Here is a 22,720-nt window from a genome sequence, read left to right as displayed (position 1 = left end):
ACCGGCTATTTCAATCTATAAGCACATGACGAGCAGCCAAGCCTGGCGCCGTCGTTGCATTTCAAACAAATTACAGGCTCGCTTCTAGACGCAACCACCTGCTTGATTATTCTGGCCGTTACCAGCACCGGCATCGGTACACGCTGTCGGCGGGCTTCCTCAAGCAGGTTCGCCAGCTCCAGCACGCGCGCTTTACAGTCCATTGCTTCAGCGCGCCACCAGATCACATCTTCGCGCAGTCGGCGCTGGCGCCGCAGCTTCAGTTTGCTGGGCATTAGTCGTCCTCGTCCCAGTCTTCATCTTCCTCGCCATCCTCACATGGAAAATTTAGAAGGGGATTGGTAGCTGCCAGCATTTCACTGGCAGCGCCACGGCGTTGAAGCCTGCGCAGCGCCTCATATAACTCGAAAGCTTCGGTGCGATCTACGCCGATATCTATAGAGCATGCGACGCGGTGCGCGGTGGTAACGAGCGCCTCTAACTGATTACGGATATCCTGGATCGTTTCCACCTCACACCTCCTGCTCAGGCGCTGCCGGGAGTGGCATCCAGTGGGTAGCGTGCTCGTCGCTGAAACTGCCACCACAAAAATAACTAACGTCCACTCCGGCATTTGAATGCGTGAGGTAATATTCATCACCCACCTCCGGCATCCGCTCGCTGCACTTAATCCATCCGGTTACATTTCCGGCTTTGAGCATGGCGGCGCGGCAGGCATCACCTATGCGGCACTGAATGTGGGAGAGCAACTGTATATCACCGCCGGGAAAGTCAGCGCGTCGATTCACGTCGCACATGATTTCTCTTGCGGCTTCTAGCGCTATGGTGTCGAAGTGATGAGTGATAACTCTGCTTTCATCAGGTCCAGCTATCGGGGCCTGGTGCACATAAAGCTCGCGAGTAATTTTCCCCTTACTTTTTGCCCGCTCATAGGCTTGAATGGAGCACTGAACCCATTTATTTCCGCCGACATTGACTTCATAGCGAACACGTTTTGATGCAGGCGGTGCGATGGTCAACCAAACCTGCTTGCCTTCCAGTTCTGATGGTAGCTCTTCCGTGATAGTTGCCCGCACTCCAGCGCCTACAAACTTAGGCGTATACGGGCCGTATACTTTATCGCTGTCCATTACCGCCAGCAGGTCACGGCATTCAGAAAGCACCATGTCAACGTCAGTATCGGATGGAGGTACGTGCATGCTGGCGCGCCCTTCAGTGAAGTCTTTCAGTGCCTTTTCAATGCGGGATTTCAGCTGCTCCCGGTCCAGTTGTGTGGTCATGGATTATTCCTTAATGATATGCTGACGGTTAGAACGACATACAAGCGCCCAAAAATTCATATCGCAAATTAGTCTTACGCGCATTTCAGCTGTGAAGCGACATCCTAGCTCATTTGACTTTCCTGCTGATCGCCGACGCTTGCGCATTATCTTGCGGACGTGCGCCGACTGAACTTCTACCTGGCGCCGTCTTGATGCATAAACGCCCTTTGCTGGTACTTTTCGCGTCTGTTTTTGATAAGCAATTAACAGGTCATGCACATCAGATGATTTAGCCATTTTTTTACTGCCCCACTTCCAGTTTGATGCGATCCGCTTCGGCGTCCCACTTCTCTATATATTCTTTGATGTCATCCCAGCACTCACCAGAAAGCGAGGCCATCGATCACCGCTTGACGTGTACGGTAATGCTCCTGACGTAGAAAGCCAGCGATGCGCTTCTTGTCGGCGTCACGCTCTGCCAGCAGGCTGGCAAAAAGTGGAGCAATATTTCTTTCCAGGTCAGTAATCACACCCCATACCGGAACAGATTCATTACCTTGATTAGCCATGCTGCGATAGCTGTTTGCATAGGCAAGCACAGGGTTACGCGCCAGCTCGTCGTTGTTAGTCATTGCTTCAACCCCTCAAAAGTCACTGTGGCGTAAAACATATCGCTCGGATCGCGGTAGAACTCGATGGCCTTTATGCAAAGGACGCCGGTCCGGTTGCCGGTCAAAGCGATAGTGAACGTGTCGCCTTGCTTGGGCTTCTTCTCGTGAATGAGCCCGGCGCCAAAGAAATGGCCTGTGATCTCCATTTTCCCCTTCGGCTTGAAGCCGCGAACGAAATGCAGGGCATGGTCCCAGTACTGTCGGGTGTAATCGAACTCTGTGCTTTCCGGCCTGGTACCTTTCAGCAGCGTGATTAATTTAGCGAGCATGTATGCCTCCCCGCAGCTCTTTCAACTGCTGGCAATCCACGCAGGTTTTGCAGCCGGGAACGGCAGCACGGCGTGCTTCAGGAATGTCCATTCCACACGCTTCGCATTGCTCCGCAGACACTGCGTCACGGTCGATGCGAATGCGCTGTAAGGCATGCTCCATGTTGAGCTCTACCAGAGCGTTGGCCTGGTCGATGATTTCTGATGCCATCACTCACGTACCTCATTGTTGTCGGCTACAAACGAGCCCGAGCTGATGGCTGCTACCAGTCGCTGCCCTGCAGCTTTCTGAGCCGGAACACTCGCAATGACCGTAGCTCTTTCTTTCTCGGTGCTGGCGCAGATGCCTGACCAGTTAGAAATCAGGAAGAAGTTTTCCAAATCATTCATAGAGGCTTTTTCAACCAACTCATCGATCATCAGCACAACCGCATGCGCCGGTTTACGCTTAAGCAGTTCCTGAATGGCGTAGCCGTAAGCGTTGATCATGACTGCATGGAACTGGATGTAATCGCGTTTATATTCCGCCGGAGACACGCCGTGCCTGATACCTTCCATCGCAGTCAGTTTTAGCCAGGCTTCCCACAGGTCATAAACATCACCCTCTGAAAGGGATGAGTCGCCCGCGCCTTTAAACTTCGCCGTTGCGTCACTCAGGGCTTTGAAGCTGATCCACAGTTCGCTTTTTGCGGGCACAACGTTGTGTTCGAAGTCAGTCAACTCAGAAAATATGCTGTGCGTTCTGAGGAAAGTGATCATGCTCTGGGCAATGGTGTTCCTGCTGTTGTATGCCATGTTGATGGCAGCAGACGGCTTCGAGACGTTGTTGTTGATATCTGAGAAGAACTGCTGGCGCGTCTTGAGTGGCAGTTGCAGCGTCATCATCAGAGGCACAAACAGTGTCTCGCCGTGCGTTCGGCAAAACTGAGAAATGCCCGCCGCGCGATGCTGGCCATCAAACAGCTTGATGATCGCGTCCATGGGGAAACGGACTATCCCCAAGTTACTATTCCCAACCTCAGTGAATTCCACATCAGATTCGCAGTTGCCGACCAGGGGCGGAATAATGAACGGTTCTTTGTTCTCATGGGCTGATACCAGGTAGTCGTAAAACTTCTTCACCCGGCTTTTGTTAATTTCGCGCTGTGAGCGTTCCAAGGTGTGCCCAAAGTTGTCGGATGCAAGAATGCGGGTTAGCGTGCGGCCCGGAACGGTCATCAAAAGCACTCTTGTATCGCCCTGCATTCCACAGGACGCAGGGAACTCGAAGTAATATTCCATACTGGATTTGCTCACGACTGCACCTCCGTTTTGCTACGAAGCTGGGCGGCGAATTTGCAGAGGTTGATTGAGCCTTCTTCCGGGTAATCTGCGGAGGAAACATTCAGACCGTGATTTTTACTTCCGTCATCGTTTTCCACTTCGCCAACCCACAAAATCACGTCTGTAAAATCCCCGTATGCAAAGCCGCCATCACCACCCTGAGAACAAATGCACTCAACCGCGTCAGCATCCAGGTGTATTTGCTTTGGCATCAATACATAACCTTCAGGGATGGCATTTGCTGCCCCTTCCGCCCGCAGAGATCCTAGGAATGCATCAGTTGCTGGGGTTTCTTCGAGTACATAGCAAACATCATCATTGCTACATGGGTCATCTTTGCCACAACCCACGCAGAAGTGGATCGATTCGCTGTGAGTCTTAATAGCCGACTTCATCAGAGCATTTTCTCCAGCCAGCTGCTTCGCCTCGTTCCGCGATTCGCACAGCGCCACGAACTGAACATTGAGGCGATCTGCCATAGCGGTCATTAACTTTGCTGCTGCTGGTGGCAGAGTAGGGCCTGTCAGTCTGGCATCGGCGATCAGCTCTTTGGCAGTCATTCGCATGTTGGTATCTCCTTTGCGCGCTGCAACGCGCGATTTTTGGTTGCACGAATCCCTCGCCGGCTGGCGATTAATAAAAATGGGTTCGCTTTAATAAACGCCTGGAACAGAGAAGGGCGCTTAATGAAGCGGGCGGCTGCAACCGCCACGGTATCTCCACACAGATGTAAGCACGCTCCGGAAGGGGTTTGCATTAACGACCAGACACTTGAGGGAGAGTGCCGGAGCGCGCTTGCATCTATGCGAAAAAAAGTGCGGCACCCTCACGGGTAAGGATCCGATGCCGCCAATGACTACACACTGCGTTTTGTTACTTTGTGGTGCCGGGTGCCTCCCGGTGATCGCATCCAGTTACGTGCGATCGGGTACCAAACTACCTGATAAAGACGTTGTTAACTGTCCCGCGCGCGCTGAGCCGCATTCACCACAACGGGAAGAGCACTGCGTAACCTGGCACCGATCTGGCCACCGGTCGGTTTGTACTGGATTCTTCCCCAGCCACTGGCCCGGACAACGAAGCTTCTATGTGCGTTCCAACCAATGCTCTCTCCTGTTGCGTCCTCGTCTACTTCCGAGGTGTCACACCGTATCGCCGCGATGGTGAGTCGCCGTATGGCGCATGCCTGGCTTGCACATTCCGGCTACCCACAAGCCCAATGCAGTACTTCAAGGGAGGCTGTGGACCGCTTCGACGCATGTGCCATACGCCGTGAATTAAAATATACCTTCAAGTATATTTGATTGTAAATACTTAAAGGTATATTTTACGTGCGTAATAAGTAAAGTATTGATTTGGAAGTTAATTTAAATAGGGGGTAGAACGGGCAAAAAAAGAAGTGCTGTTGCTGTGCCTAAGAGGGAGAGATACACAGCAACGATATTTTTCTAGATGGTTTAGGTTGAAGTTTTTATTATCGAATCAAGGTGATAGTTGGTCTTTGCTGCCAGCATTTTAACCGGGCGATTATGGAAGATTTGTGATTTTTGCATCTACCACAACGCCTATAATTCTGCAGTTGCCGTCGATCTCTGTCATTGGGTATTGAGGATTTAAGGGCTTCAGGAATTTTCGGCCGGCGTCCACAACTAATTTTTTAAAGGTTGCCTCGTTTTCAGAGTCGAGCTTGGCTACCACAAGTTTTCCGCTGCGTGGTTCAACAGCAGGATCAACTAGTATTGCCATGCCCTCTGGAATACTCAGTCCGACAGGGGATGTCATAGAGTCGCCTTTTACATCAAGCCAGAAAGAGTCCTCTGAACATTCAACAGTTGTTTCATACCAGCGGTCAATACCGCGACGATGATAAGGTTCTACAGCTTCCATCCATTGCCCTGCGCTCACCCAGCTTATCACCGGATAAGCCCCTAGTGGTTCGTTGAGTCCTGCATAAGAGACGTTATTATCGGTTTTATCAGCAAGCCCGTCCATCCAGCCTCTTTGCAGCTTTAGTGCATCTTCTATTTGCCTTGCTGCCTGCTCACCAATGTTTCTCTTACTTGCTTTCCCTTCCGGATAAAGCATGCGCGAAACGACAGTAGGATCCATGCCCACTGCTTCAGCAAATTTCCTCTGCGTTTCATGACGCGATACCAGCTCTTGAAGCTTCTTGCGCCTGACTTCGTAAATTGCTTTGTTCATATGTTCTTTCATGCTGGCATCTTACGAGAATTTACCCCTAGGTAAATGACCTCTGAGTATTGAATAAAATATACTCGTAGGTATACTTTGACTGTTACCCAATGGAGGCTTCATGGAAACGTTAAGAACGTATCTCAACAGCTTGGCGTTGAATAAACAGCGTGAATTCGCCGAAAGCTGCGAGACCACGATTGAATATCTTCGCAAGGCTATCAGTAAGGGTCAGAAGTTAGGCCCGGCTTTATCAGTTTTGATTGAGTCCAACTCAGCTGGTGCAGTCAGCAGAAAAGATCTTCACCCAAGCGATTGGCCGAAAATCTGGCCTGAATTGAACCCTAAAGAAAACGCAGCGTAATGGTAACTACCAAAGGAAAAACAAGATGGTAGAGCACAGTTTGAAAACAGCCGTTAAGGCCATGTGTAAAGCCTTCCCCGGTGGACGCGAGGCGATGGCAGGTGCACTTGGCATGACGCTTACCCAATTCAACAACAACTTATACGAGAAAAACGGGTGTCGACCTTTTGAAGTAACAGAGCTGGAAGCAATGGAAGACATCTCCGGCACCTCTTGCCTGGCTGACTATTTTGCCCGGCGCCGCGGGTGCCTGCTGGTGGAACAGCCGAACATGGAAGACCTGGACCGTGTTGATCTTTTCAGTCGGTCGATGAGAACAGCAGCAGCGCGCGGACACGTCGACCAGATCATTCAGCAGGCGCTGGAAGATGGAGTGATTGAGCAGGATGAAGCCGAAGAAATTATGGAATGTCACCGACGCCATATGGCCGCGCGTGAAGAAGAAATTGCCGCGATTATCGCGCTTTTCAGCCGCAAAAAGAAGTGACGCCAGCGGGTTGCAGCCCCTGGCGTCGTGGCGTGTCGATCAAAGTGTGGAGATACCTACGCATGAACAGTTTAAACCGATTTCGGCCAGCTAAGCAATTCCGCTGCCCACCGCTGGTGGGGCGTGATGCACCGTTCGGCTATGTGGAAATAGTACGTGGCACAGAGGGTAGTCACAACTACCAGACTGCTGGCGCGCTGGTAGGCGCATTCGCAGCGATGAATGAGCGGGGACGTAAAGAGTGGCTGAAGTTGACCGGTGGTTCCGTGACAGAAGAGGCATCCCCGTCCGTGTCATACGGTGGGAGCCAGAATCGCGGCGAGTTATCTATATGCGGGACGGCTACCCCCATGAATGCTTCAGCCCACTCCATATCTTTAAGCGCGATTACAGAGAGTTTGAGGTAGGTTCAGATGAGCATGGAATTAATGGTAAGAGCCATGAAAGCGAAGGTGGGCAATCCACTCCGCAAACTCGTGCTGATAAAACTTGCCGATAACGCGAGCGACCAAGGCGAATGCTGGCCCTCCGTCCCTTATATCGCAGAGCAGTGCGAAATGTCAGTGCGTTCGGTTCAAAGCCATATCAAAAAGCTAGTTGAAGATGGCCTCGTGTCTGTTGAAGAGCGCAAATCCTCCAACGGCCTGAACCGCACGAACGTTTACACCCTCATTTTGCGCACTGGTGCAAATGCTGCACCCTCTGGTGCACCTGCTGCGCTAAGTGGTGAATCTGCTGCACCAGGTGGTGTAAATGCTGCACCGGTTAGTGGTGCAGGAGCTGCACCCGGAATCAGTAACTTATCTGAACCAGTCAAAGAATCAGTCACTAATAACTTATTCGAACAGGCCTGGGAGTTATATCCGAAGCGTGCAGGCGGTAATTCAAAAAGTGCGGCTCTGAAAGCGTGGGATGCGCGCGTTCGTGAGGGTGTCGCACCAGATGACATGCTGGAAGGCCTCAAACGCTATGCGGCGTTTGTCAGCCAGACAGGGAAGACGGGTACCGAATTCGTTAAACAGGCGAGAACATTCTTTGGTCCAGATCGTCATTTCGAAGATGCATGGCTAATCCCGGCAGCCAAAGGGTCCCGCCAAGACCCGTTATTCCCGGGTAGTTATGCCGACGCTGATTATTCTCAGCGCCCTGCAGGCTTTCGGGTGGTGAACTGATGCAATGTGAATCTGTAGATACTGGTATTGAAACCAAAAACGTTGCGTCAAACTTATCGCCGCGCGCATGGCAGCGTCCATTCCTGAAGTGGGCTGGCGGTAAATATTCGCTGATGCCTGAACTGGATCTCCTTATACCGGCGGGTGCCCGGCTGATTGAGCCGTTTGTCGGGGGCGGGTCGGTTTTCCTCAACTCCGATAAGCATAAAAGCTTCCTGCTGGCAGATGCCAATCCGGATCTGATTAACCTCTATCAGATGCTTGCCGTTGTGCCAGAGCAGGTAACGGTGCTGGCGCGCCAGTTGTTTACTGAAATGGGTGACGAGCGGAGTTACTTCGCCGTTCGCCAGGCATTCAACGCGCAGCAGATGACCGGACCGGAGCGCGCCGCCGCTTTCCTCTACCTGAACCGCCACTGCTTCAACGGCCTCATCCGCTATAACCGCGCTGGCGATTTCAACGTTGGCTGGGGTAAAAAAGCCAACCCGTATTTCCCGGATAAAGAGCTGCTGGCTTTTGCCCCGGTGGCGCACACCTGCGTATTCATGAACGCCGGTTATCGCCGCACGCTGTCGGTGGCGGGCGAGGGTGATGTCGTTTACTGCGATCCACCGTATGAACCGCTGCCGGGTACGGCGGGTTTCACGAACTATGCCGCCGGCGGTTTCGTATGGGCTGACCAGGTGGCGCTGGCTAAATCCTGTGTTGCGGCACATCAGCGCGGCGCGCGGGTGGTGATCAGCAACTCGACGGCACCACGGCTTATCGAGCTTTACGAGCAGCACAGCTTCACGCTGCATCACGTCAGCGCCCGCCGCTCCATTTCCAGCAAAGCCAGCACGCGGGAAAACGCTGCTGACATCGTGGCCATTCTCTGAGGAGGCAGTGTGAAAAAGAATATTTTAACCGCCCGCCAGCAGCAAATACTGAGCCTGATTGTGGCCTTCCATAAAGAGCATGGGATCCCGCCTACGCAAAAGGAAGTTGCCGAACTGATGGGCGCAGCATCGCCGAACGCGGCAACTGAAGTGCTGCGATCTCTCCAGCGTAAAGGCGCTCTGACCCTTTTACCGGGTGTGTGCCGCGGCATCTCCATCAGCAGCCAGGGCGTAGAAGATGAAGCAGTTTCGCTGCTGCGCTCGCTGTGGGCCGGTGAAGAACATGCAAGAAACCAGGCGATCTCCTTCCTGAAAATGCGCGGGGTAGCGGTATGAAACTCACGCTGCCATTTCCCCCGAGCGTGAACACCTACTGGCGTGCTCCGAATAAGGGTCCACTGAAGGGGCGCCATCTCATCAGTGCTGCTGGTCGTGCATTTCAGAGCGCAGCCTGTGCGGCAATCATTGAGCAGCTACGTCGTCTGCCAAAGCCGTCGACCGAGCCAGCAGCGGTAGAAATCCTGCTTTTTCCACCGGACGCGCGCCGCCGTGATATCGACAACTACAACAAGGCACTTTTTGATGCGCTGACGCATGCTGGCGTATGGGAGGACGACAGCCAGGTTAAACGGATGCTGGTGGAGTGGGGGCCGATAGTGAAGGGCGGCAGCGTCGAGATCACGATCAGCATGTTCCAACCGACAACACTGGGAACTGTTAAATGAGGGCGCTGCTGAATCCGGTTGTGGTTAATGAGTTGGGTCTCGTCATGTTCAGGCCGGGCGCCAGCCTGCTGATGCATTTCCGCCGCGGGCGCATGCTGCTGGAAAATGAGCCGGAACGCCTGGCTGGTATGCCCAACGGCGAACTGCCACCAGCCGAGCAGCCGCTGGTTGAAGATCCTGCGCTCGCTGGTGTTTTTGAAAACGATGCGGTGCTGCGCCGCGCCGGTGGCATCGGTGGGCTGGAAAGCTGGCTGATGGAAAACGGTGGCTGTCAGTGGCCGCATGAGGACTGGCACGCGGAGAACATCACCACGATGCGCCACGCGCCCGGCGCGCTTCGCCTGTGCTGGCACTGCGATAACATGCTGCGTGAACAGACTACAGAGCAGCTGGCGCACATGGCGCGGGCGAACTGCGCGGCTTACATCCTCACCACCGCACGTCGTGAACTGGGTTTCGACGATTCACATACGCTCACACTGCCGGAGTTCTGCTGGTGGCTCGCGCGTAACGGCCTGGCAGATGCCTTGCCGGAAGATGCCGCACGGCAGGTGCTACGTATGCCTAAGCCGGTGATCCGTTCCGTCACCCGCGAAACAGAGCTGGTACCCGGTGAACGCCTCGGGCGCGAGATAGTGGAGGAGGTGGCTAAGCAGGTGCTGGCGCTGAATGTGGATCCGGAAACGCCGGAATCCTTCATGCTGCGCCCGAAGCGCCGCCGCTGGGAGAATGAGAAGTACACCCGCTGGGTTAAAACGCAGCAGTGCATGTGCTGTGGCAACCCGGCAGACGACCCCCATCACCTGATAGGCCACGGGCAGGGTGGAATGGGTACGAAGGCGCACGACCTGTTTGTGATCCCGCTTTGCAGAGCGCATCACGACGCGTTGCACGCTGACACCGTGGCATTTGAAGAGAAGCACGGCAGCCAGCTGGTGCTGCTGTTTCGTTTTATCGATCGCGCACTGGCCATCGGCGCGCTGGCGTAAATTGTGGAGACGCTATGAACCTCGAATCATTACCGAAATTTTATTCCCCGAAATCACCGAAGCTTAACGATCAGACGCCAGCGACCGGCGGCGTCGCGCTGACTATCACCGATGTAATGGCAGCCCAGGGCATGGTGCAGTCGAAAGCCAGTCTCGGTTTTAATCTCTTCCTGGCGAAAATGGGGATTCAGGATCCGGCACCTGCTATTAATGGGCTGATGCAATATGCGCTGGCGCTGAAAAATCCGGTGCTGGGGAAGCTGAGTGAGAAGGCTCGCGGTGAAGTTCTGCCGGTGCTTGTGCAATTTGCTTACGCAGATTATTCGCGTTCGGCAGCCAGTAAATCGACCTGCCCACAATGCGAAGGGAAGGGCGTGGTTCGGGAACTGCAGGACGTGGTTAAGCACTCTGGCGTTAATGGCGTAGAGGCAACGGTTAAGCACGAAGCCGTAGAAGTGATGTGCCAGTACTGCGCGGGAAAAGGAGTGGTGGGCACGGCCTGCCGCGGCTGTAAAGGTAAGGGGACCGTGCTGGATGAGAAGAGAACCAATCTCCTCGGCGCACCAGTCAGGAAAGTATGCGGTCGTTGCAACGGAAACCGCTTCAGCCGTTTGCCTACCACACTGGCGCGAGCGCGTATTGAGAAGATTATTCCCGATCTGACCAGCTACCAGTGGTACAGCGGCTATGGCGATGTGATAGCGCTTCTGGTGACAAAGTGCTGGCAAGAAGAAGCTTTCGCTGAGGAGCAACTGCGAAAAGTAACAAGATAGCTGCATTATCGCGATTTTTAGCGACACGATGCTTGCAATATCCGAAAAAAATGGTTAGGATTTTCTCAATGATGGGCATTGTATGTCGGTATTATAAAATTGAAGTTTGATGGTGTTACGAATAAATTTTTACCCTTGTGTACACGAGATGAAACAACAACGCGTACTATGGTTGCTGTTGACGCTGTAGCACCATACGCATAGTATTTATTTAACGGATTTGGGAATGAAGAGGCGGCTCCCAAATGAAAACCGCCAAGTTGGTAACTTCGACTCGATAATTGGTCTGGAACTCCAACCATGCTGGCTGAGAGGTCAGCGCTTTATCTTTTAATGGGCAGCGGGTATTTAAGCTTCACCGATTTCGTTTCGATATCCCTTAGTCCCCTCGTTTTATCGTAAAAGTACCAGATGTTGAATTTTCTCTCAGTACTCCACGTATCATTTTGTAAGTGTTTCCAGCCCAAGTAAGAAGCGACAAGGTTAGAGATTTGAATTTTTGCTTCAGATGATGCTTTACCTTGGTACGCAGACATGACAGCACCGAGAAAAAAGTCTGCAATTTGGATATTCTCTGAAGCCTTTGAATCCTTAGTAACTACAGCATTTATGATATCTTTCCTGCCATGCTGACGATTTAACACATTATTGGCAATTACATGAAACTCCTCATCTGCCTTTTTATAGCGAGAAGCTATAGGGTCTAACTCAACCCTAAAAAAGCTCTCTCTATCTGGATGAGCCTTGATTATGTTACTGATTTTGGTAGTGATTAGCTTATTGAAATGCTTGCGTCGCGCTAAATCGAAATCCCCATCGTGTAATTTTTTATTAACAACAGATTTCTCGATAACTATGCAATGAAAAGCGAGCCAGGGATGTTTGAAGAATGTATCTATAAGATCGTGGTAAAATGAGGCATATCTTTTTGAATGGGCTTTTTGCCACTTTATTTCTTCATAAAAGTTGTGTTTATCTCGTAACTCTCGAATGACTCGGGAAAAGTCTCCCCGCCGCTGGTATTTCATCCACAGACTGCCAAAACCATAAAACCTTTGGCCATCGATGCCCGACTCGTCACAGGCCACATGCCATATCAGTTTTCCCGGATTCTCTGTCAAAGACATCTTTGGCCTTTTTAGATTAATTCATTGAAGGAGAATATTTAACCATGTTTGTAACTAACTGATAAAGATCGTTTTTGATGTAAACATGAAAAAGATCATTCTTTGAAGCCTATAAGTCCTAACTTGTAGTGTTTTTTACTTACTGGCCATCTCTACTAATTAGATTTTTTTAAATAAATAGTGTTGATCTCCAGCCAACTCAAACACATAGCCCCCCGATTTGATCGGAGGTGAGAGAATGTCCAACATGAGCAAATTAGCTTCTGGCGCTGCCTATGGCGCATCAGCCGGGACGGTGGCTAATGGCGTACTGACCCGGCTAAGCCCTGATGAATGGAGTGCTGTTGGCGTGATTGCTGGCATTGTTGTGGCACTTCTCACTTTCGGGATCAACTGGTATTACAAACGCAAAACTACGCTGGCGCAGATTGAGGCTTATCAGCGCTGGCCTAACCCTTCAGCCTACAAGGAGGAGTAATGCCTTTTTCAACTCCACTTCGCAGAAAGCTGGTAGGTGCTGCTGGTGCAGGCGCGCTTGCGATAGCAACCATTTTTATTGGCGGTAAAGACGGCGTTGAGGGCAGGAAATATGAAGCCTACAAAGACGTGGCCGGAGTGTGGACGGTGTGCGACGGTCATACCGGTAGCGACATCATCCGGGGCAAGACCTACACCGACCGCGAATGCGATCGCCTGCTGTGGAAAGACCTGCAGCCGGCAAAGCGCACCGTCGACAACCTGGTGAAAGTGCCCTTGAGCGAGTACCAGCGTGCCGCACTTTACAGCTTCGTCTTCAACGTCGGCTCCGATGCGTTCTCCAAATCTTCCCTCCTGAAAAAGCTGAACCGTGGCGATCAGGAAGGGGCATGCGAAGAAATGCGCCGCTGGGTTTACGCTGGTGGCATGAAATGGAAAGGATTGCAGAACCGGCGTGAGATGGAGCGCTCAATGTGCCTGGCGGAAAGCAAAGATGATCTCTAACTGGAAAGCGGTCGCCGCTCTGCTCCTGCTCGCCTGCGTTCTGTCCCTCGCCTGGGCGATTAACCATTACCGCAATAACGCTATCGACTATAAGCGACAGCGTGACAGTGCCACCCACAGCCTGAAGCTGGCAAACAACACAATCGGCAACATGAAAGTGCGCCAGCGCGATGCTGCTGCACTTGATGCCAAATACACGGGAGAACTGGCAGATGCAAAAGCCACTATCGATCAGCTTGAGCGCGATGTTGCTACTGGTAAGCGCCGGTTGCAGCTCAACGCCCGATGTTCAGCGAGCGGAGCGTCCGCCGCCGGCGGCATGGGCGATGCTTCCAGCCCCCGACTTACAGACTCCGCTCAACGGGATTATTTCACCCTTAGAGAGCGAGTCGCCTCAGTAACCAAACAGGTTGGCTATTTGCAGGACTACATTAGGGAGCAGTGCTTGAGATAGATGTAATGAAGCCCTATGTGAAGGGCTTAAATAATGGACAAAAAAATCTAAATACATATATTAATGCGGTGAAAACTTGAATGTAATGGTCGAGCCTCGATAGCTGGTAGCTTGGTTGTAATTTTTATTACTGATGATAGGTAATAAGTTGATCATGTGAAGCATACACCTCACAATTAAACCGTAAGTAATAGCTGCGTACCGTAGTTCATGAGGACATGATCCGGAGGAAAGGTGATAGGTTTGCTGATTTTTACCGTCATCTATGAATACTTTGTAATCCTCAGCGCCCAAGGCCTTATGCCCATAAGAGGGTAGCTCATCTATTTTCTTAATGATTTCAATAAATTCAGCATGAGTTGCACCTTCATAGTCATGCTGGTGTGCGAAATTGTTGCGGATATTATTTAGTTTTTCAATTATGCGATATGCATCTTGAGGTATGCCCATTCGCTGAGCAAGTTTAGCTTTCCCGATAAAATTCATAGAAAAACGCACTTTGCTTTTGTCTTTAGGATCGTTGATGAAAAGATCTTTTATACCAGTGTAAGAGCATACCCATGCCTCTAGAAAGCGCTCTATTGCTAAGTGAGTTGTCAGGCAACTGGCTAATTTATTATTGCCAAGCATGATTTTTTCGAAGGTTTTCGGATCGAATGTAAACCCTGAAACTTCCATAAAGATATCAAAATTCATTGGCATGAGTTCACCTTAAAGCGATAAAAAAATAAAAATAAAGCGGTGATTATAGAAGCGACACTGACTGACATCTACAAAATTACGATAACTTAAAACCAAAGAAACAACACTGGCCTGAACGAGTGCAGCCAGTGTTGAATCGTTAATGAATTCGTAGCGCCCGTTGCAGACAAGGGTGAAAAACATTCTTTCCTTGCGGAGGGCGCAAAACGGTCTTAATCTATGCTGGAAATGGCAAGCGCTTTATTATAGTTCAGAAACTTGACTAAAATTCATGCGGTTTCAGGTTCCTCCGGTTTTCGCTTCGCAGCCACCATTGCTGGGAGAGTGAATGAATAGGTCAAAAAAACCTCAGTAAATTTGAGTAGTTGATCAACATCTTCTTTGCTAAATTCTTCATCCGTATGAATAGCATCATTTGTATCTATACGAATGATGTGGGCCCAATCAGACATTTCTTGTGTGATTAGTCCAGTAGCTCTTAAGGCGGATATGCGTCGAATAAGTTTGTCTTCATTGCCAACATGTAAAGCCTTAGTGGCTATGTCAATAACTTTTCTACAATTCATCGCGCTTGTCTCATATCTTCCACGGGAAAAATCCTCCTTGGCTTCGATAAAGAATTTAGCTGCTCTTTCAGGTGTACTTACAGGTGCCTCGAAGGCGATTTTTTGTGGGTATGTTCGTTGAACGCTCATTCTTTCAGCCGAGTACGCTTCGATTGGATATATTGTGTTTTTTGCCTGGATCTCGGGGCTACTAAAGGAACCTGTAGCAATCTCAGCGATAAGTAATCGAAAGCAAGACTGGCATTGGAACACTACCGAAAAGAAGCCAACTGCTAGATTCGCCTCCTTTATTGAACTCAATACAGCATTTTCTTTCAGACAATGTGGACATGTTTCGTTAATGGACAACATTCCCATGTAACAAACCCCTTAAACATTAATAATGGTTAATTATGGCATTCACCGACAGACAAGAAATGCTCTGTCGCAAGCACCTTATCGATTTAAACGCCACGCAAGCGGCTATTCAGGCGGGCACAGCGCAAAAATTTCTAACCGCACCGGCTTAAAAAATCTGTCAAAATCTAACGTCTAATCCAGAATTGCCGAAATGAAAGTTGAGCGCAATGATCTGGTTGGCATAAATGAGATATATTTCCTCAAAGCCTTGAAGGCGTCAGCCACCAGTTCTGCCGCTTTCTAGATAAAGAGCGGGAAAACGCCTAAGCCATGGGCTTTCCGAGACGGTAAATAATTCTGTAGAAGCACAGGAAGTTGCGCGCTGCCTGGCGATTGCCCGGACCAAAATGCAGGAAGCCTCCATGTGGGCATGTCGTGCTGCTGCATGCCCCGACGCAGACTCCTGAGGCTTTACAGCAGTGCCTTAAATAGAACAACGCATTATAATGCGCTATTGGTGTTAATTTTCAGGGACGAATAGGTAATGCTTGGCTACTTTCGTACGTTAAAACATGCTTTCAACTGGCAGAGAAAACTAGGCCTAAAGCAGCTGATGCTCTTTGTTCTTCATAACGTCCTCGCATACATATTCCTGGTTGGCTTGTACCTTGTTGGATCGAGCCTCGTAATCGCCTTATATACGCCCTTGATGGACTCTCTAACGGCTGACTCATTAAGCGAAATTACGGTTAGCGTGCTTCTGGCATTAAAGATTATTTTGTCGATTCCAGTAATCTTGCATGTTATCAAAAGCATAGTCCGAGGCATTACAGCAGGCATTCAATGAGTGCCTGTGATAATGTTAAATTGTGGGGGAATAGCCAAGGCTGATTGGCGTGACCGGTCGTTCTTGTGGCACCACAGACCTAGATCGTTAAGCCGCAAAGCCGGAGATTAGCACCGGCCACCACAATCCATCAAAGCCACTGGCATCCGCTGGTGGCTTTTTTATTGCGCCTCATCCATCCAAATTTAGAAGGGAACTTCATGAGCGAAGCTAAACCACAAGACGGCAGCACTGTAAAAGGCTACCGCACTTTGACTGATGGCGACATTGAACGCATGAATCGCCTCAAAGGGGTCAGTCGCCATTTCTGCAACCTTCTCGATACCGAGCGTGAAAACGTAAGCGCTGAGCTTTCTGAGACGGCGAATCACTCTGTAGAAGCACAGGAAGCTGGGCGCTGCCTGGCTATTGCCCGCACCAAAATGCAGGAAGCCTGCATGTGGGCATGTCGTGCTGTTGCCCGCCCCGACGCAGACTGCTGAGGAGCAAAGCGCCTGATGATGTTCTCCACTCTGCAAAACACGGTTAGCCACGCTGTGAAGGGTTGCGACACTGCATTGACGAAGTCGTCAGTTAAGTTGTTGATTGCAATGAATTATTTTATCATCTAACCTTGTTAGTGAACTGCAATCAAGAGGTGGATATGGACGAGATAATTGTAACTATCATCGGCAGCAATTTTCCCGCGATTTCAGCAAGTAAGTTCTACGATGAAGAGGATGACGTCGAATATATCGAGATTAAAGGCGATGGCATTAGCCAGGAGCTTTTCAAGAATATCAGTCGAGGCACCAGTGTCGAGCTCTACTCGGAGCTTAAATCACTGGGCTTTTACACGCTAATAACAGCAACGGCAGATATGGTTTTGCTCGCTAAGGGTGACATTGCCAATCTTCTAAAGCGTAATATAAATTTTAAATAAGCCGCCTTCGGGCGGTTTTTTATTGGTAAAAACACGAGAGGTTTTATGTCATTGCAAGGCGGTGATAACCCGAGCAAGTTCCGCGATGAGTGGGATAAGCAAACTGAAGGAAGTAATCATTACAAAGCTCATCTGCGGGTGTGTTTGATAATGAAAAAATGCCCTCTAAATGAGGGCAACAGGAATAATGCGGGTCTTTAAAGCTGTTTTTATCTTCTCGACGCGCTCATCCCTGAGGTTTCCCCTGGTGTGGGTAGGAGCCACTTCAAGGTGGTCTAACTCTTACACATATCCCCGGAACTGCAAGCGTAAGCGGGGAGCATTAGGAAAATATCAGGGCTATCTATTTTCAGAGATCGAATCGCTACATTGACCGGGTTTGTCGGCTAGCTGGTTGCAGAACTTCATCAATAAGCAAATTAAGCGACAAAAAGGTCCTCTTAACAAAGACGGCAATGAGGTAAAACATCATTTTAATTATCGCGATTAGATTCCACCGACTGGGTGTGCATCCTTGCACCGTGCACTGGGTCGGAGCGGTATTCCTGTACGAGCCAGATAAAGTCTGGTGCATTTGCAGAGGTTAACAAGCGCAAGCGGTAGGTAAATCTGCACAACTCAGCATGCATGCACCCAATAAATGCTAAGCGCAAATGGTGTCAGACATTGCCATGCTTCTGTAAGACACCGCTCTCATTAAATAAGAATAGGATTCTCTGCCCAACACCGTTCTGACAAACTAAACCATCAGCACCTGTTTTATCTGTTATTCCCTGACAATCCATGTTACTGACATAGGGCTTGATCTGACACTTTAGTGTTTTTCCATCTTTTATTATTAAATGTCCGCTATCAGCGATGTCAGCTTTTGCCGGTGCAGGGCAAGCCCCTTCACCCCAGTGGATACCCTGGTTTTTTGCGACGAGTGAGCACCCTTGTAGCAAGGAAGCGCAAACAATGATGGCGAAAAAAAGGTTACTTTTCATCTTATGTCCTTGTTAATTTTATGTTGTAAAATATTACTCCGTTTCTAAAGGCTGTACAGTGCAGAACTGGTAGCCATGGTAGAGCATATGCGCCGGTAGGCTCGATAACATAAATACTAAAAACATGCGCAATGAACTAGCCGATTACACTCTTACAGCAGGCTTATTGCACTCAAACATGCTGTAAAACAATACAATTGCGATTATTTCTCTTTAGAAGGTGTTTCATTTTTTTTTATGTATAGACTCATTAACCTCTTGAGAAACATATGTCAGCTGATGTCTCGCTTGTTTATTAACAGGCGATCTCGTTATGGGTATGGGCTGGATTATAAGCACTATAACAATGCTCATGCAGTTGAATAACGCTCTCTAGATATCTGCGTTTGAAGTCTGAGCGACATTTTTTCTTAACTCACATGCATGACCGGAGCGAGGTAAGTCTATGAAAAAAGTTTTGGTTTTCTTTAACTCGCAGCATGTAGAAGCAGTGAATGTGCCCAAAACTCTAACCTGCATGATGCGAAGTTATCCAAACGGCGATGAGGTTTCGCTAAAAATAATGCTTACAGGAATTCACTCATTAACTGGCGATCACACCGAGATTTATGTCGCTTCAGATCGTGAGCTTACACAAGAAGAAGTTATCTGTGCAGTGAACGGTTCACTTTGAACGAACCCTGATCAGGCTCAATAACTGATATCAGAATACCGAGAAGAAAGCTGATCTTATAACTTACCTTGTTTTCAAATTATGGTGAATCCCCCTTAGCGGCGGGGCTAAGTAACCTGATGGCTCTTCTTCACTAGCGCTAATCGTGATCAATTGAAGCAGCGGGTCACAGGTGGTTAACCTAAAGGCTCACCGGGAGGCACCCGGCACCATATGCCCAAGCCCATGCAGAGATGTATGGGCTTTTTTTCGTGATGAATGCGAGACCGCTGATGTAGTAAGAGTCTTTGCTCCGGCAGCTACTGTTGTGTATCTCCACCGAGCGTCTGTTATGTAGATAGTCTATAATTTATAAACAGTTATGGTTGTGGACAGTTAATCAACACTTGTCACCATGTTTGAAAATGGGAATAGTAAACATACCAGAAGAGGTAATGATGAAAGATGATGCTTTGATACAAAAGGCAGAAGAAGAGATCTCGGCACTGATAGCTAAAAAGATTTCAGAATTACGAAAAAAAACAGGAAAAGAAGTCTCTGAAATCCAGTTTATTGGTCGCGAATCGATGACGGGTCTCGAAGGTTATGAAGTGAAAATTAAACTTCTTTAGTTAGTCTCATTTTTCAAATGCAAGGTCGCTAAGGCGGCCTTTTTTATTGCACTTCGCATGCGCTAAACGTTTGCGAGTAGCCCAGTCGTGAGCTTCGGGAAAGTTGTTTTCCCGGACGGCTGCTCCATGCGACAGGATCACATCTAAAAGGAAGCTTTATGCAGGTCACTATCGATGGTGTTCCGTACGCGCCTGTCTGTGACTCAGCTACCAGCCGGATCGGCATAGCCATTTCCACGCATAACCGCGCAAGTGTACTCAGCCAGGCGCTGGAGCATCATCTCCGACATTTACCTGTCGGCGCGCTGGTGGTCGTGGTTGATGACGGTTCACAGCCACCAGCGGTGGTGCCCGCCAGCGTTAACCTGATCCGGCACGATAAATCGCTGGGCATTGTTGCATCGAAGAACGCCAGCCTTACCGCGCTGATGGATGCCGGGTGCGAACATATCTTCCTGTGGGACGATGACGCCTGGCCGATCGCTGATGGCTGGTGGCTGCCTTACATCGAATCACCCGAGCCACATCTGGCTTATCAGTTTCTCGATCTGGCTGGCGCGCGCAAGCTGAACGATATCGCGGTGCTGTATCGCGACGATCAGCATATCGCCTACACCGGCCAGCGCGGCGTCATGCTCTACTACCACCGTAGCGCGATTGAGCGTGTCGGCGGCTTCGACCCGATTTACGGTCGCGGCATGTACGAGCACAGCGATCTCGCCCTTCGTATCCACAATGCTGGGCTAACTTCCTGGGCATTCGCTGATGTGGTCGGCTCTGAAAAGCTGATTCACTCCCTCGATGAGCATGAGCTGGTGGAGCGTTCGGTACCACGTAAGGACAGGGAAGAGCAGGTTAATCGCAACGTCAGGATTCACAACGAGCGCCGCGACACCGGTTATACCGGCTACGCCCCGTATCGACCGCAATGTAATATGGTAATCACCACGTTGCTGACCAGTGAGCCTGACCCGCAGCGCGGTACCAGAATGACAGCTTCACCCGTCCTTCTGGCGAAGTGGGCTGCATCATTGCGCGGATGCGGGCGGATTGTGCTGGCTGATGAACTGGCAACCGCGCCGGCTGATGTCGAACTGTGGCGCGTTCCCGCCGTGAATATGAACGTTTACTTCCGGCGCTGGCTGCATATCTGGCAGCACCTTCGCGATCACCCTGAGTATCATCTCGTCTGGTGCACTGATGGTACCGATGTCGAAATGCTCCGGGAGCCATGGGCAGATATGGTGCCGGGCAAGGTGTATGTCGGCTCTGAACCAAAGACCTACGCCGATGCCTGGGCACGCCAGCACCACCCGGAGCGCGTCTATCAGGACTTCCTCGGTGAGTATCGTGACGAAGTAATGCTGAATGCCGGATTGCTAGGCGGCCTTCGCGCTGACGTAATGGAGTTTGCGCACGGGATAGTGCGCCTTTATTACCTGCTGGAGTGTCACCGCTTCTGGAAGACAGAGAATGCGGCGGCAGCTGTCGGCGATATGCTGGCTTTTGGCATTGTCGCTAAGCGCTTTGGTGATCGCATCGTGACAGGGCCGCAAGTGCATACTGTTTTCAAATCAGGTGGAACCGGCAAGGAGTTCGCCTGGTGGCAGCATAAATAACAACCGTAAGTCATAATGTATCTGAGCACTCAGCTGGACGTTCTGCGTTAAGCGCCACCCGCCAGGGAGAAGAGAGACGATAAGCCGTCTCAGGCTGAATGCTCACCTCTCCAGAGGCCGCCACTGTGCGGCCTTTTTTATTGCAAGCGTGCAGGTCAGTCATGAGCGAAATCAGGTTCGTTGTTGTGGGACATCACGCCCGGCGAGAGCAGGCCGAAAGGCTGGCTGACTCTCTTGGTGCTCACCTGCTGGTGGACGAACACGACAGGGGTGCCAACTGGAATCACCGCCGCGCGCTGGAGTGGGCAGCAGGTCAACCCTGCCGGGTGGTCGTGCTGGAAGATGACGCGCTGCCGATCACGGCGTTTGCGGAAAAGGTGGCTGACTGGCTGGAATGTTTTCCTGATCAGCTCTGCTCGTTCTACCTTGGCACCGGCCGCCCGCCGCAGTACCAGCTTGAGATAGCGACAAAGCTCATTGCTGCTGATCGCATCCGTGCCGACCACATCACTATGCAGCGTCTCATGCATGCTGTCTGCTACAGCGTTCCGCCAGCTCTGTTACCTGACCTGCTGTCACGCTGGGACGCGGGTAAGCCTGCTGACTTCGCAGTGGGCGATGCCTGCGGCGGCCCGGTTGTTTATCCCTGCTGCTCACTGGTGGACCATGCTGACGGTTATCCCGTTGAGAAGCATCCCGATCGTCAGCCCCGCCACGAGCGGCGACGGGCATGGAGGCTACATGGCTAAGATAACAACCCTCAAACCCCGGCTTAAGGTCATTGACACCCGACGCATCAAACCCGTTTACGGTGAGCAGCGGCGTATCAGTGGCAGTGTGCGTGTGGGGCTTAAGCGGCGGCTGTGGGTACGCGACGGAGGGCATTGCTGTATGTGCGCACGCGCGGTTGATCTGCATGACAGCGAGCTTGACCACCGCATCGCGCTACAGTTCGGCGGCGACAACACAGAGCGCAACCTCTGGACGCTCTGTAAGGAATGCCACGCCGGGAAGTCTGCGCGCGAAGCCGCTACGGCCGGTCCGGATGATGAAGCCCTGAAACATGCCGTGCCTGAAGGGGCTGACGGACAGGGAACAGTCATATTTTGATTTAAATGAAAATGATTATCATTTAACTGGGTAATTAGTTGCATTTGTAACTATTTCATTTGTAATGATAATGATTCTCATTACCGGGGGGGAGGGCTCAAAAAAAAGGCCGATCACCCTGTACACCGCCCCCTCCCTCACGCAGAGAAAAAATCCCCTTCTGGAGGGTATAAACATGTTAACAGCGCAGAAGCGAAAATTCGCGGTGGCGCTGATGTCCGGCATGTCTCAGAAAGATGCGGCAGTAAAGGCGGGCTACTCGGAGAAATCCGCGCGGTCAAAGGGGTCGCAGCTTGCAAAAGACCCGGAAGTCACCGCTTTTATTGCCCGTAAAAAGCAAGAAACCGTCACCGTGGATGAGGTGCCGGGGTACCGGAAAAATGTTTATACCCCAGCGGTAAACACCCCGGAAAAAATTGCCCCGCCGGAAGTGCCGCTGGCAGCTGATCAGTATGACGATCCGCTCAAATTTCTGATGGCAGTGATGAACGACTCCACTGAGGATATTGACACCCGGAAGGATGCGGCAAAGGCCATGCTGCCCTACGTTCACCCCAAAAAAGGGGAGACGGGCAAAAAAGAGGCGCGCAATGCTGCGGCAAAAGTGGCCGCAGGCGCGAGCAAGTTCGGATCCATGGCACCGCCAAAGCTGGTGGTGAACAACAAAGAGGGGTAAT

General features: G+C 50.7%; 33 protein-coding genes and 2 pseudogenes. 22 read left to right on the top strand and 13 right to left on the bottom strand.

Annotation, left to right across the window (positions count from 1 at the left end):
* Positions 1–5: 5 nt before the first annotated feature.
* The 9 genes from SOM48_RS01990 to SOM48_RS01950 form a co-directional block, all read right to left on the bottom strand.
* Positions 6–275, bottom strand: a complete 270-nt coding sequence (locus tag SOM48_RS01990; RefSeq protein ID WP_320511343.1) for a hypothetical protein — start codon at positions 273–275, stop codon at positions 6–8.
* Positions 275–511, bottom strand: coding sequence for a hypothetical protein (locus tag SOM48_RS01985; protein ID WP_320511342.1), 237 nt, complete (start codon positions 509–511; stop codon positions 275–277). Before SOM48_RS01985 ends, SOM48_RS01990 begins: the two co-directional genes overlap by 1 nt.
* A gap of 1 nt (position 512) precedes the next feature.
* Positions 513–1,280, bottom strand: a complete 768-nt coding sequence (locus tag SOM48_RS01980) for a DUF551 domain-containing protein (RefSeq protein ID WP_320511341.1) — start codon at positions 1,278–1,280, stop codon at positions 513–515.
* Between the two features lie 362 nt (positions 1,281–1,642).
* On the bottom strand, positions 1,643–1,894 hold the full coding sequence (locus SOM48_RS01975) for a hypothetical protein (RefSeq protein ID WP_320511340.1): 252 nt from the start codon (positions 1,892–1,894) through the stop codon (positions 1,643–1,645).
* On the bottom strand, positions 1,891–2,202 hold the full coding sequence (locus SOM48_RS01970; RefSeq protein WP_320511339.1) for a hypothetical protein: 312 nt from the start codon (positions 2,200–2,202) through the stop codon (positions 1,891–1,893). Before SOM48_RS01970 ends, SOM48_RS01975 begins: the two co-directional genes overlap by 4 nt.
* Positions 2,192–2,413, bottom strand: a complete 222-nt coding sequence (locus tag SOM48_RS01965) for a TraR/DksA C4-type zinc finger protein (protein ID WP_320511338.1) — start codon at positions 2,411–2,413, stop codon at positions 2,192–2,194. The genes SOM48_RS01970 and SOM48_RS01965 overlap by 11 nt, the downstream gene beginning before the upstream one ends.
* Positions 2,413–3,483, bottom strand: coding sequence for a DGQHR domain-containing protein (locus SOM48_RS01960; protein WP_414672786.1), 1,071 nt, complete (start codon positions 3,481–3,483; stop codon positions 2,413–2,415). The genes SOM48_RS01965 and SOM48_RS01960 overlap by 1 nt, the downstream gene beginning before the upstream one ends.
* Before the next feature lie 11 nt (positions 3,484–3,494).
* Positions 3,495–4,091: a hypothetical protein gene (locus SOM48_RS01955; RefSeq protein ID WP_320511336.1), complete on the bottom strand. Its 597-nt coding sequence runs from the start codon at positions 4,089–4,091 to the stop codon at positions 3,495–3,497.
* 961 nt (positions 4,092–5,052) lie between these two features.
* Positions 5,053–5,739: a LexA family protein gene (locus SOM48_RS01950; RefSeq protein WP_320511335.1), complete on the bottom strand. Its 687-nt coding sequence runs from the start codon at positions 5,737–5,739 to the stop codon at positions 5,053–5,055.
* A 100-nt stretch (positions 5,740–5,839) separates the two neighbouring features.
* Here SOM48_RS01950 and SOM48_RS01945 point away from each other — a divergent pair, with 100 nt between their 5' ends.
* From SOM48_RS01945 to SOM48_RS01905, 9 genes are all read left to right on the top strand, one after another.
* Positions 5,840–6,082 (top strand): Cro/Cl family transcriptional regulator, encoded by a 243-nt coding sequence (locus tag SOM48_RS01945; RefSeq protein WP_320511334.1) that lies wholly within the window; start codon positions 5,840–5,842, stop codon positions 6,080–6,082.
* Between the two features lie 25 nt (positions 6,083–6,107).
* Positions 6,108–6,569 (top strand): YmfL family putative regulatory protein, encoded by a 462-nt coding sequence (locus tag SOM48_RS01940; RefSeq protein ID WP_320511333.1) that lies wholly within the window; start codon positions 6,108–6,110, stop codon positions 6,567–6,569.
* A gap of 241 nt (positions 6,570–6,810) precedes the next feature.
* A complete protein-coding gene (locus tag SOM48_RS01935; RefSeq protein WP_320511332.1) occupies positions 6,811–7,068 on the top strand; it encodes a DUF4222 domain-containing protein in 258 nt (85 codons plus the stop codon).
* Positions 6,983–7,741 carry a helix-turn-helix domain-containing protein gene (locus SOM48_RS01930; RefSeq protein ID WP_320511331.1) on the top strand — a complete coding sequence of 253 codons (759 nt, stop codon included), beginning with the start codon at positions 6,983–6,985 and terminating at the stop codon, positions 7,739–7,741. Before SOM48_RS01935 ends, SOM48_RS01930 begins: the two co-directional genes overlap by 86 nt.
* Positions 7,741–8,619 carry a DNA adenine methylase gene (locus SOM48_RS01925; RefSeq protein WP_320511330.1) on the top strand — a complete coding sequence of 293 codons (879 nt, stop codon included), beginning with the start codon at positions 7,741–7,743 and terminating at the stop codon, positions 8,617–8,619. The genes SOM48_RS01930 and SOM48_RS01925 overlap by 1 nt, the downstream gene beginning before the upstream one ends.
* Before the next feature lie 9 nt (positions 8,620–8,628).
* Positions 8,629–8,955: a LexA family protein gene (locus SOM48_RS01920; protein ID WP_320511329.1), complete on the top strand. Its 327-nt coding sequence runs from the start codon at positions 8,629–8,631 to the stop codon at positions 8,953–8,955.
* Complete coding sequence (locus SOM48_RS01915; protein ID WP_320511328.1) at positions 8,952–9,344, top strand: RusA family crossover junction endodeoxyribonuclease; 393 nt, start codon at positions 8,952–8,954, stop codon at positions 9,342–9,344. The genes SOM48_RS01920 and SOM48_RS01915 overlap by 4 nt, the downstream gene beginning before the upstream one ends.
* On the top strand, positions 9,341–10,333 hold the full coding sequence (locus tag SOM48_RS01910) for a DUF968 domain-containing protein (protein WP_320511327.1): 993 nt from the start codon (positions 9,341–9,343) through the stop codon (positions 10,331–10,333). Before SOM48_RS01915 ends, SOM48_RS01910 begins: the two co-directional genes overlap by 4 nt.
* A gap of 14 nt (positions 10,334–10,347) precedes the next feature.
* Positions 10,348–11,106, top strand: coding sequence for an antitermination protein (locus SOM48_RS01905; RefSeq protein WP_320511326.1), 759 nt, complete (start codon positions 10,348–10,350; stop codon positions 11,104–11,106).
* Positions 11,107–11,429: 323 nt separating this feature from the next.
* Here SOM48_RS01905 and SOM48_RS01900 read toward each other — a convergent pair whose 3' ends face one another.
* Complete coding sequence (locus SOM48_RS01900) at positions 11,430–12,233, bottom strand: DUF3800 domain-containing protein (protein ID WP_320511325.1); 804 nt, start codon at positions 12,231–12,233, stop codon at positions 11,430–11,432.
* Between the two features lie 247 nt (positions 12,234–12,480).
* On the opposite strand from SOM48_RS01900, the gene SOM48_RS01895 reads away from it, so the two are divergent.
* Genes SOM48_RS01895 through SOM48_RS01885 form a run of 3 tightly spaced genes read left to right on the top strand, consistent with a single transcriptional unit; the run spans position 12,481 to position 13,668 of the window.
* Complete coding sequence (locus SOM48_RS01895) at positions 12,481–12,711, top strand: phage holin (RefSeq protein ID WP_414672783.1); 231 nt, start codon at positions 12,481–12,483, stop codon at positions 12,709–12,711.
* Positions 12,711–13,214: a lysozyme gene (locus tag SOM48_RS01890; RefSeq protein ID WP_320511323.1), complete on the top strand. Its 504-nt coding sequence runs from the start codon at positions 12,711–12,713 to the stop codon at positions 13,212–13,214. The genes SOM48_RS01895 and SOM48_RS01890 overlap by 1 nt, the downstream gene beginning before the upstream one ends.
* Complete coding sequence (locus SOM48_RS01885; RefSeq protein ID WP_320511322.1) at positions 13,204–13,668, top strand: lysis protein; 465 nt, start codon at positions 13,204–13,206, stop codon at positions 13,666–13,668. Before SOM48_RS01890 ends, SOM48_RS01885 begins: the two co-directional genes overlap by 11 nt.
* 60 nt (positions 13,669–13,728) lie before the next feature.
* Here the strand turns inward: SOM48_RS01885 and SOM48_RS01880 are convergent, their stop codons facing one another.
* Together SOM48_RS01880 and SOM48_RS01875 are read right to left on the bottom strand one after the other, a co-directional pair.
* Complete coding sequence (locus SOM48_RS01880; protein ID WP_320511321.1) at positions 13,729–14,370, bottom strand: hypothetical protein; 642 nt, start codon at positions 14,368–14,370, stop codon at positions 13,729–13,731.
* A gap of 269 nt (positions 14,371–14,639) precedes the next feature.
* Positions 14,640–15,293, bottom strand: a complete 654-nt coding sequence (locus tag SOM48_RS01875; protein ID WP_320511320.1) for a DUF4145 domain-containing protein — start codon at positions 15,291–15,293, stop codon at positions 14,640–14,642.
* Positions 15,294–15,328: 35 nt separating this feature from the next.
* Between SOM48_RS01875 and SOM48_RS01870 the strand changes: the two are divergent.
* The 4 genes and pseudogenes from SOM48_RS01870 to SOM48_RS01860 form a co-directional block, all read left to right on the top strand.
* Positions 15,329–15,546 (top strand): annotated as a pseudogene (locus SOM48_RS01870) (terminase small subunit); the annotation flags it as partial.
* Positions 15,547–15,640: 94 nt separating this feature from the next.
* Positions 15,641–15,742: pseudogene (locus SOM48_RS22750) on the top strand (Acb2/Tad1 domain-containing protein); the annotation flags it as partial.
* Between the two features lie 580 nt (positions 15,743–16,322).
* Positions 16,323–16,604 carry an Acb2/Tad1 domain-containing protein gene (locus tag SOM48_RS01865; RefSeq protein ID WP_320511319.1) on the top strand — a complete coding sequence of 94 codons (282 nt, stop codon included), beginning with the start codon at positions 16,323–16,325 and terminating at the stop codon, positions 16,602–16,604.
* A 161-nt stretch (positions 16,605–16,765) separates the two neighbouring features.
* Positions 16,766–17,044 carry a hypothetical protein gene (locus tag SOM48_RS01860; RefSeq protein WP_320511318.1) on the top strand — a complete coding sequence of 93 codons (279 nt, stop codon included), beginning with the start codon at positions 16,766–16,768 and terminating at the stop codon, positions 17,042–17,044.
* Between the two features lie 659 nt (positions 17,045–17,703).
* Here SOM48_RS01860 and SOM48_RS01855 read toward each other — a convergent pair.
* Entirely contained in the window at positions 17,704–18,030 is a 327-nt protein-coding gene (locus SOM48_RS01855; RefSeq protein WP_312122991.1) for a hypothetical protein, read from the bottom strand.
* 445 nt (positions 18,031–18,475) lie between these two features.
* On the opposite strand from SOM48_RS01855, the gene SOM48_RS01850 reads away from it, so the two are divergent.
* The 6 genes from SOM48_RS01850 (at position 18,476) to SOM48_RS01825 (ending at position 22,719) form a co-directional block, all read left to right on the top strand.
* The gene (locus SOM48_RS01850; protein WP_320511317.1) at positions 18,476–18,703 is read left to right on the top strand and encodes a hypothetical protein; all 228 of its coding nucleotides are present in this window, start codon (positions 18,476–18,478) and stop codon (positions 18,701–18,703) included.
* A gap of 437 nt (positions 18,704–19,140) precedes the next feature.
* A complete protein-coding gene (locus SOM48_RS01845; RefSeq protein WP_312480052.1) occupies positions 19,141–19,314 on the top strand; it encodes a GnsA/GnsB family addiction module toxin in 174 nt (57 codons plus the stop codon).
* A 158-nt stretch (positions 19,315–19,472) separates the two neighbouring features.
* Positions 19,473–20,933 carry a glycosyltransferase family 2 protein gene (locus SOM48_RS01840; RefSeq protein WP_320511316.1) on the top strand — a complete coding sequence of 487 codons (1,461 nt, stop codon included), beginning with the start codon at positions 19,473–19,475 and terminating at the stop codon, positions 20,931–20,933.
* 161 nt (positions 20,934–21,094) lie between these two features.
* Positions 21,095–21,682: a hypothetical protein gene (locus tag SOM48_RS01835; RefSeq protein ID WP_320511315.1), complete on the top strand. Its 588-nt coding sequence runs from the start codon at positions 21,095–21,097 to the stop codon at positions 21,680–21,682.
* Positions 21,675–22,043: an HNH endonuclease gene (locus tag SOM48_RS01830; RefSeq protein ID WP_320511313.1), complete on the top strand. Its 369-nt coding sequence runs from the start codon at positions 21,675–21,677 to the stop codon at positions 22,041–22,043. The genes SOM48_RS01835 and SOM48_RS01830 overlap by 8 nt, the downstream gene beginning before the upstream one ends.
* 175 nt (positions 22,044–22,218) lie before the next feature.
* On the top strand, positions 22,219–22,719 hold the full coding sequence (locus SOM48_RS01825) for a terminase small subunit (protein WP_320511458.1): 501 nt from the start codon (positions 22,219–22,221) through the stop codon (positions 22,717–22,719).
* Position 22,720: the final 1 nt, after the last annotated feature.

Source organism: Kosakonia sp. CFBP8986 (genome assembly GCF_034044935.1).
GTDB classification, from domain to species: domain Bacteria; phylum Pseudomonadota; class Gammaproteobacteria; order Enterobacterales; family Enterobacteriaceae; genus Kosakonia; species Kosakonia cowanii.
This window is presented reverse-complemented; position numbering and strand designations above follow the sequence as displayed.

What these genes read in the sequence shown, in the direction of transcription:
- SOM48_RS01990 (WP_320511343.1), bottom strand. Translation starts at nt 275, where the DNA reads ATGCCCAGCAAACTGAAGCTGCGGCGCCAGCGCCGACTGCGCGAAGAT.
- SOM48_RS01980 (WP_320511341.1), bottom strand. Translation starts at nt 1,280, where the DNA reads ATGACCACACAACTGGACCGGGAGCAGCTGAAATCCCGCATTGAAAAG.
- SOM48_RS01975 (WP_320511340.1), bottom strand. Translation starts at nt 1,894, where the DNA reads ATGACTAACAACGACGAGCTGGCGCGTAACCCTGTGCTTGCCTATGCA.
- SOM48_RS01970 (WP_320511339.1), bottom strand. Translation starts at nt 2,202, where the DNA reads ATGCTCGCTAAATTAATCACGCTGCTGAAAGGTACCAGGCCGGAAAGC.
- SOM48_RS01965 (WP_320511338.1), bottom strand. Translation starts at nt 2,413, where the DNA reads ATGGCATCAGAAATCATCGACCAGGCCAACGCTCTGGTAGAGCTCAAC.
- SOM48_RS01960 (WP_414672786.1), bottom strand. Translation starts at nt 3,483, where the DNA reads ATGGAATATTACTTCGAGTTCCCTGCGTCCTGTGGAATGCAGGGCGAT.
- SOM48_RS01955 (WP_320511336.1), bottom strand. Translation starts at nt 4,091, where the DNA reads ATGCGAATGACTGCCAAAGAGCTGATCGCCGATGCCAGACTGACAGGC.
- SOM48_RS01950 (WP_320511335.1), bottom strand. Translation starts at nt 5,739, where the DNA reads ATGAAAGAACATATGAACAAAGCAATTTACGAAGTCAGGCGCAAGAAG.
- SOM48_RS01945 (WP_320511334.1), top strand. Translation starts at nt 5,840, where the DNA reads ATGGAAACGTTAAGAACGTATCTCAACAGCTTGGCGTTGAATAAACAG.
- SOM48_RS01940 (WP_320511333.1), top strand. Translation starts at nt 6,108, where the DNA reads ATGGTAGAGCACAGTTTGAAAACAGCCGTTAAGGCCATGTGTAAAGCC.
- SOM48_RS01930 (WP_320511331.1), top strand. Translation starts at nt 6,983, where the DNA reads ATGAGCATGGAATTAATGGTAAGAGCCATGAAAGCGAAGGTGGGCAAT.
- SOM48_RS01925 (WP_320511330.1), top strand. Translation starts at nt 7,741, where the DNA reads ATGCAATGTGAATCTGTAGATACTGGTATTGAAACCAAAAACGTTGCG.
- SOM48_RS01915 (WP_320511328.1), top strand. Translation starts at nt 8,952, where the DNA reads ATGAAACTCACGCTGCCATTTCCCCCGAGCGTGAACACCTACTGGCGT.
- SOM48_RS01910 (WP_320511327.1), top strand. Translation starts at nt 9,341, where the DNA reads ATGAGGGCGCTGCTGAATCCGGTTGTGGTTAATGAGTTGGGTCTCGTC.
- SOM48_RS01905 (WP_320511326.1), top strand. Translation starts at nt 10,348, where the DNA reads ATGAACCTCGAATCATTACCGAAATTTTATTCCCCGAAATCACCGAAG.
- SOM48_RS01900 (WP_320511325.1), bottom strand. Translation starts at nt 12,233, where the DNA reads ATGTCTTTGACAGAGAATCCGGGAAAACTGATATGGCATGTGGCCTGT.
- SOM48_RS01895 (WP_414672783.1), top strand. Translation starts at nt 12,481, where the DNA reads ATGAGCAAATTAGCTTCTGGCGCTGCCTATGGCGCATCAGCCGGGACG.
- SOM48_RS01890 (WP_320511323.1), top strand. Translation starts at nt 12,711, where the DNA reads ATGCCTTTTTCAACTCCACTTCGCAGAAAGCTGGTAGGTGCTGCTGGT.
- SOM48_RS01885 (WP_320511322.1), top strand. Translation starts at nt 13,204, where the DNA reads ATGATCTCTAACTGGAAAGCGGTCGCCGCTCTGCTCCTGCTCGCCTGC.
- SOM48_RS01880 (WP_320511321.1), bottom strand. Translation starts at nt 14,370, where the DNA reads ATGCCAATGAATTTTGATATCTTTATGGAAGTTTCAGGGTTTACATTC.
- SOM48_RS01875 (WP_320511320.1), bottom strand. Translation starts at nt 15,293, where the DNA reads ATGGGAATGTTGTCCATTAACGAAACATGTCCACATTGTCTGAAAGAA.
- SOM48_RS01865 (WP_320511319.1), top strand. Translation starts at nt 16,323, where the DNA reads ATGAGCGAAGCTAAACCACAAGACGGCAGCACTGTAAAAGGCTACCGC.
- SOM48_RS01860 (WP_320511318.1), top strand. Translation starts at nt 16,766, where the DNA reads ATGGACGAGATAATTGTAACTATCATCGGCAGCAATTTTCCCGCGATT.
- SOM48_RS01855 (WP_312122991.1), bottom strand. Translation starts at nt 18,030, where the DNA reads ATGAAAAGTAACCTTTTTTTCGCCATCATTGTTTGCGCTTCCTTGCTA.
- SOM48_RS01850 (WP_320511317.1), top strand. Translation starts at nt 18,476, where the DNA reads ATGAAAAAAGTTTTGGTTTTCTTTAACTCGCAGCATGTAGAAGCAGTG.
- SOM48_RS01845 (WP_312480052.1), top strand. Translation starts at nt 19,141, where the DNA reads ATGAAAGATGATGCTTTGATACAAAAGGCAGAAGAAGAGATCTCGGCA.
- SOM48_RS01840 (WP_320511316.1), top strand. Translation starts at nt 19,473, where the DNA reads ATGCAGGTCACTATCGATGGTGTTCCGTACGCGCCTGTCTGTGACTCA.
- SOM48_RS01835 (WP_320511315.1), top strand. Translation starts at nt 21,095, where the DNA reads ATGAGCGAAATCAGGTTCGTTGTTGTGGGACATCACGCCCGGCGAGAG.
- SOM48_RS01830 (WP_320511313.1), top strand. Translation starts at nt 21,675, where the DNA reads ATGGCTAAGATAACAACCCTCAAACCCCGGCTTAAGGTCATTGACACC.
- SOM48_RS01825 (WP_320511458.1), top strand. Translation starts at nt 22,219, where the DNA reads ATGTTAACAGCGCAGAAGCGAAAATTCGCGGTGGCGCTGATGTCCGGC.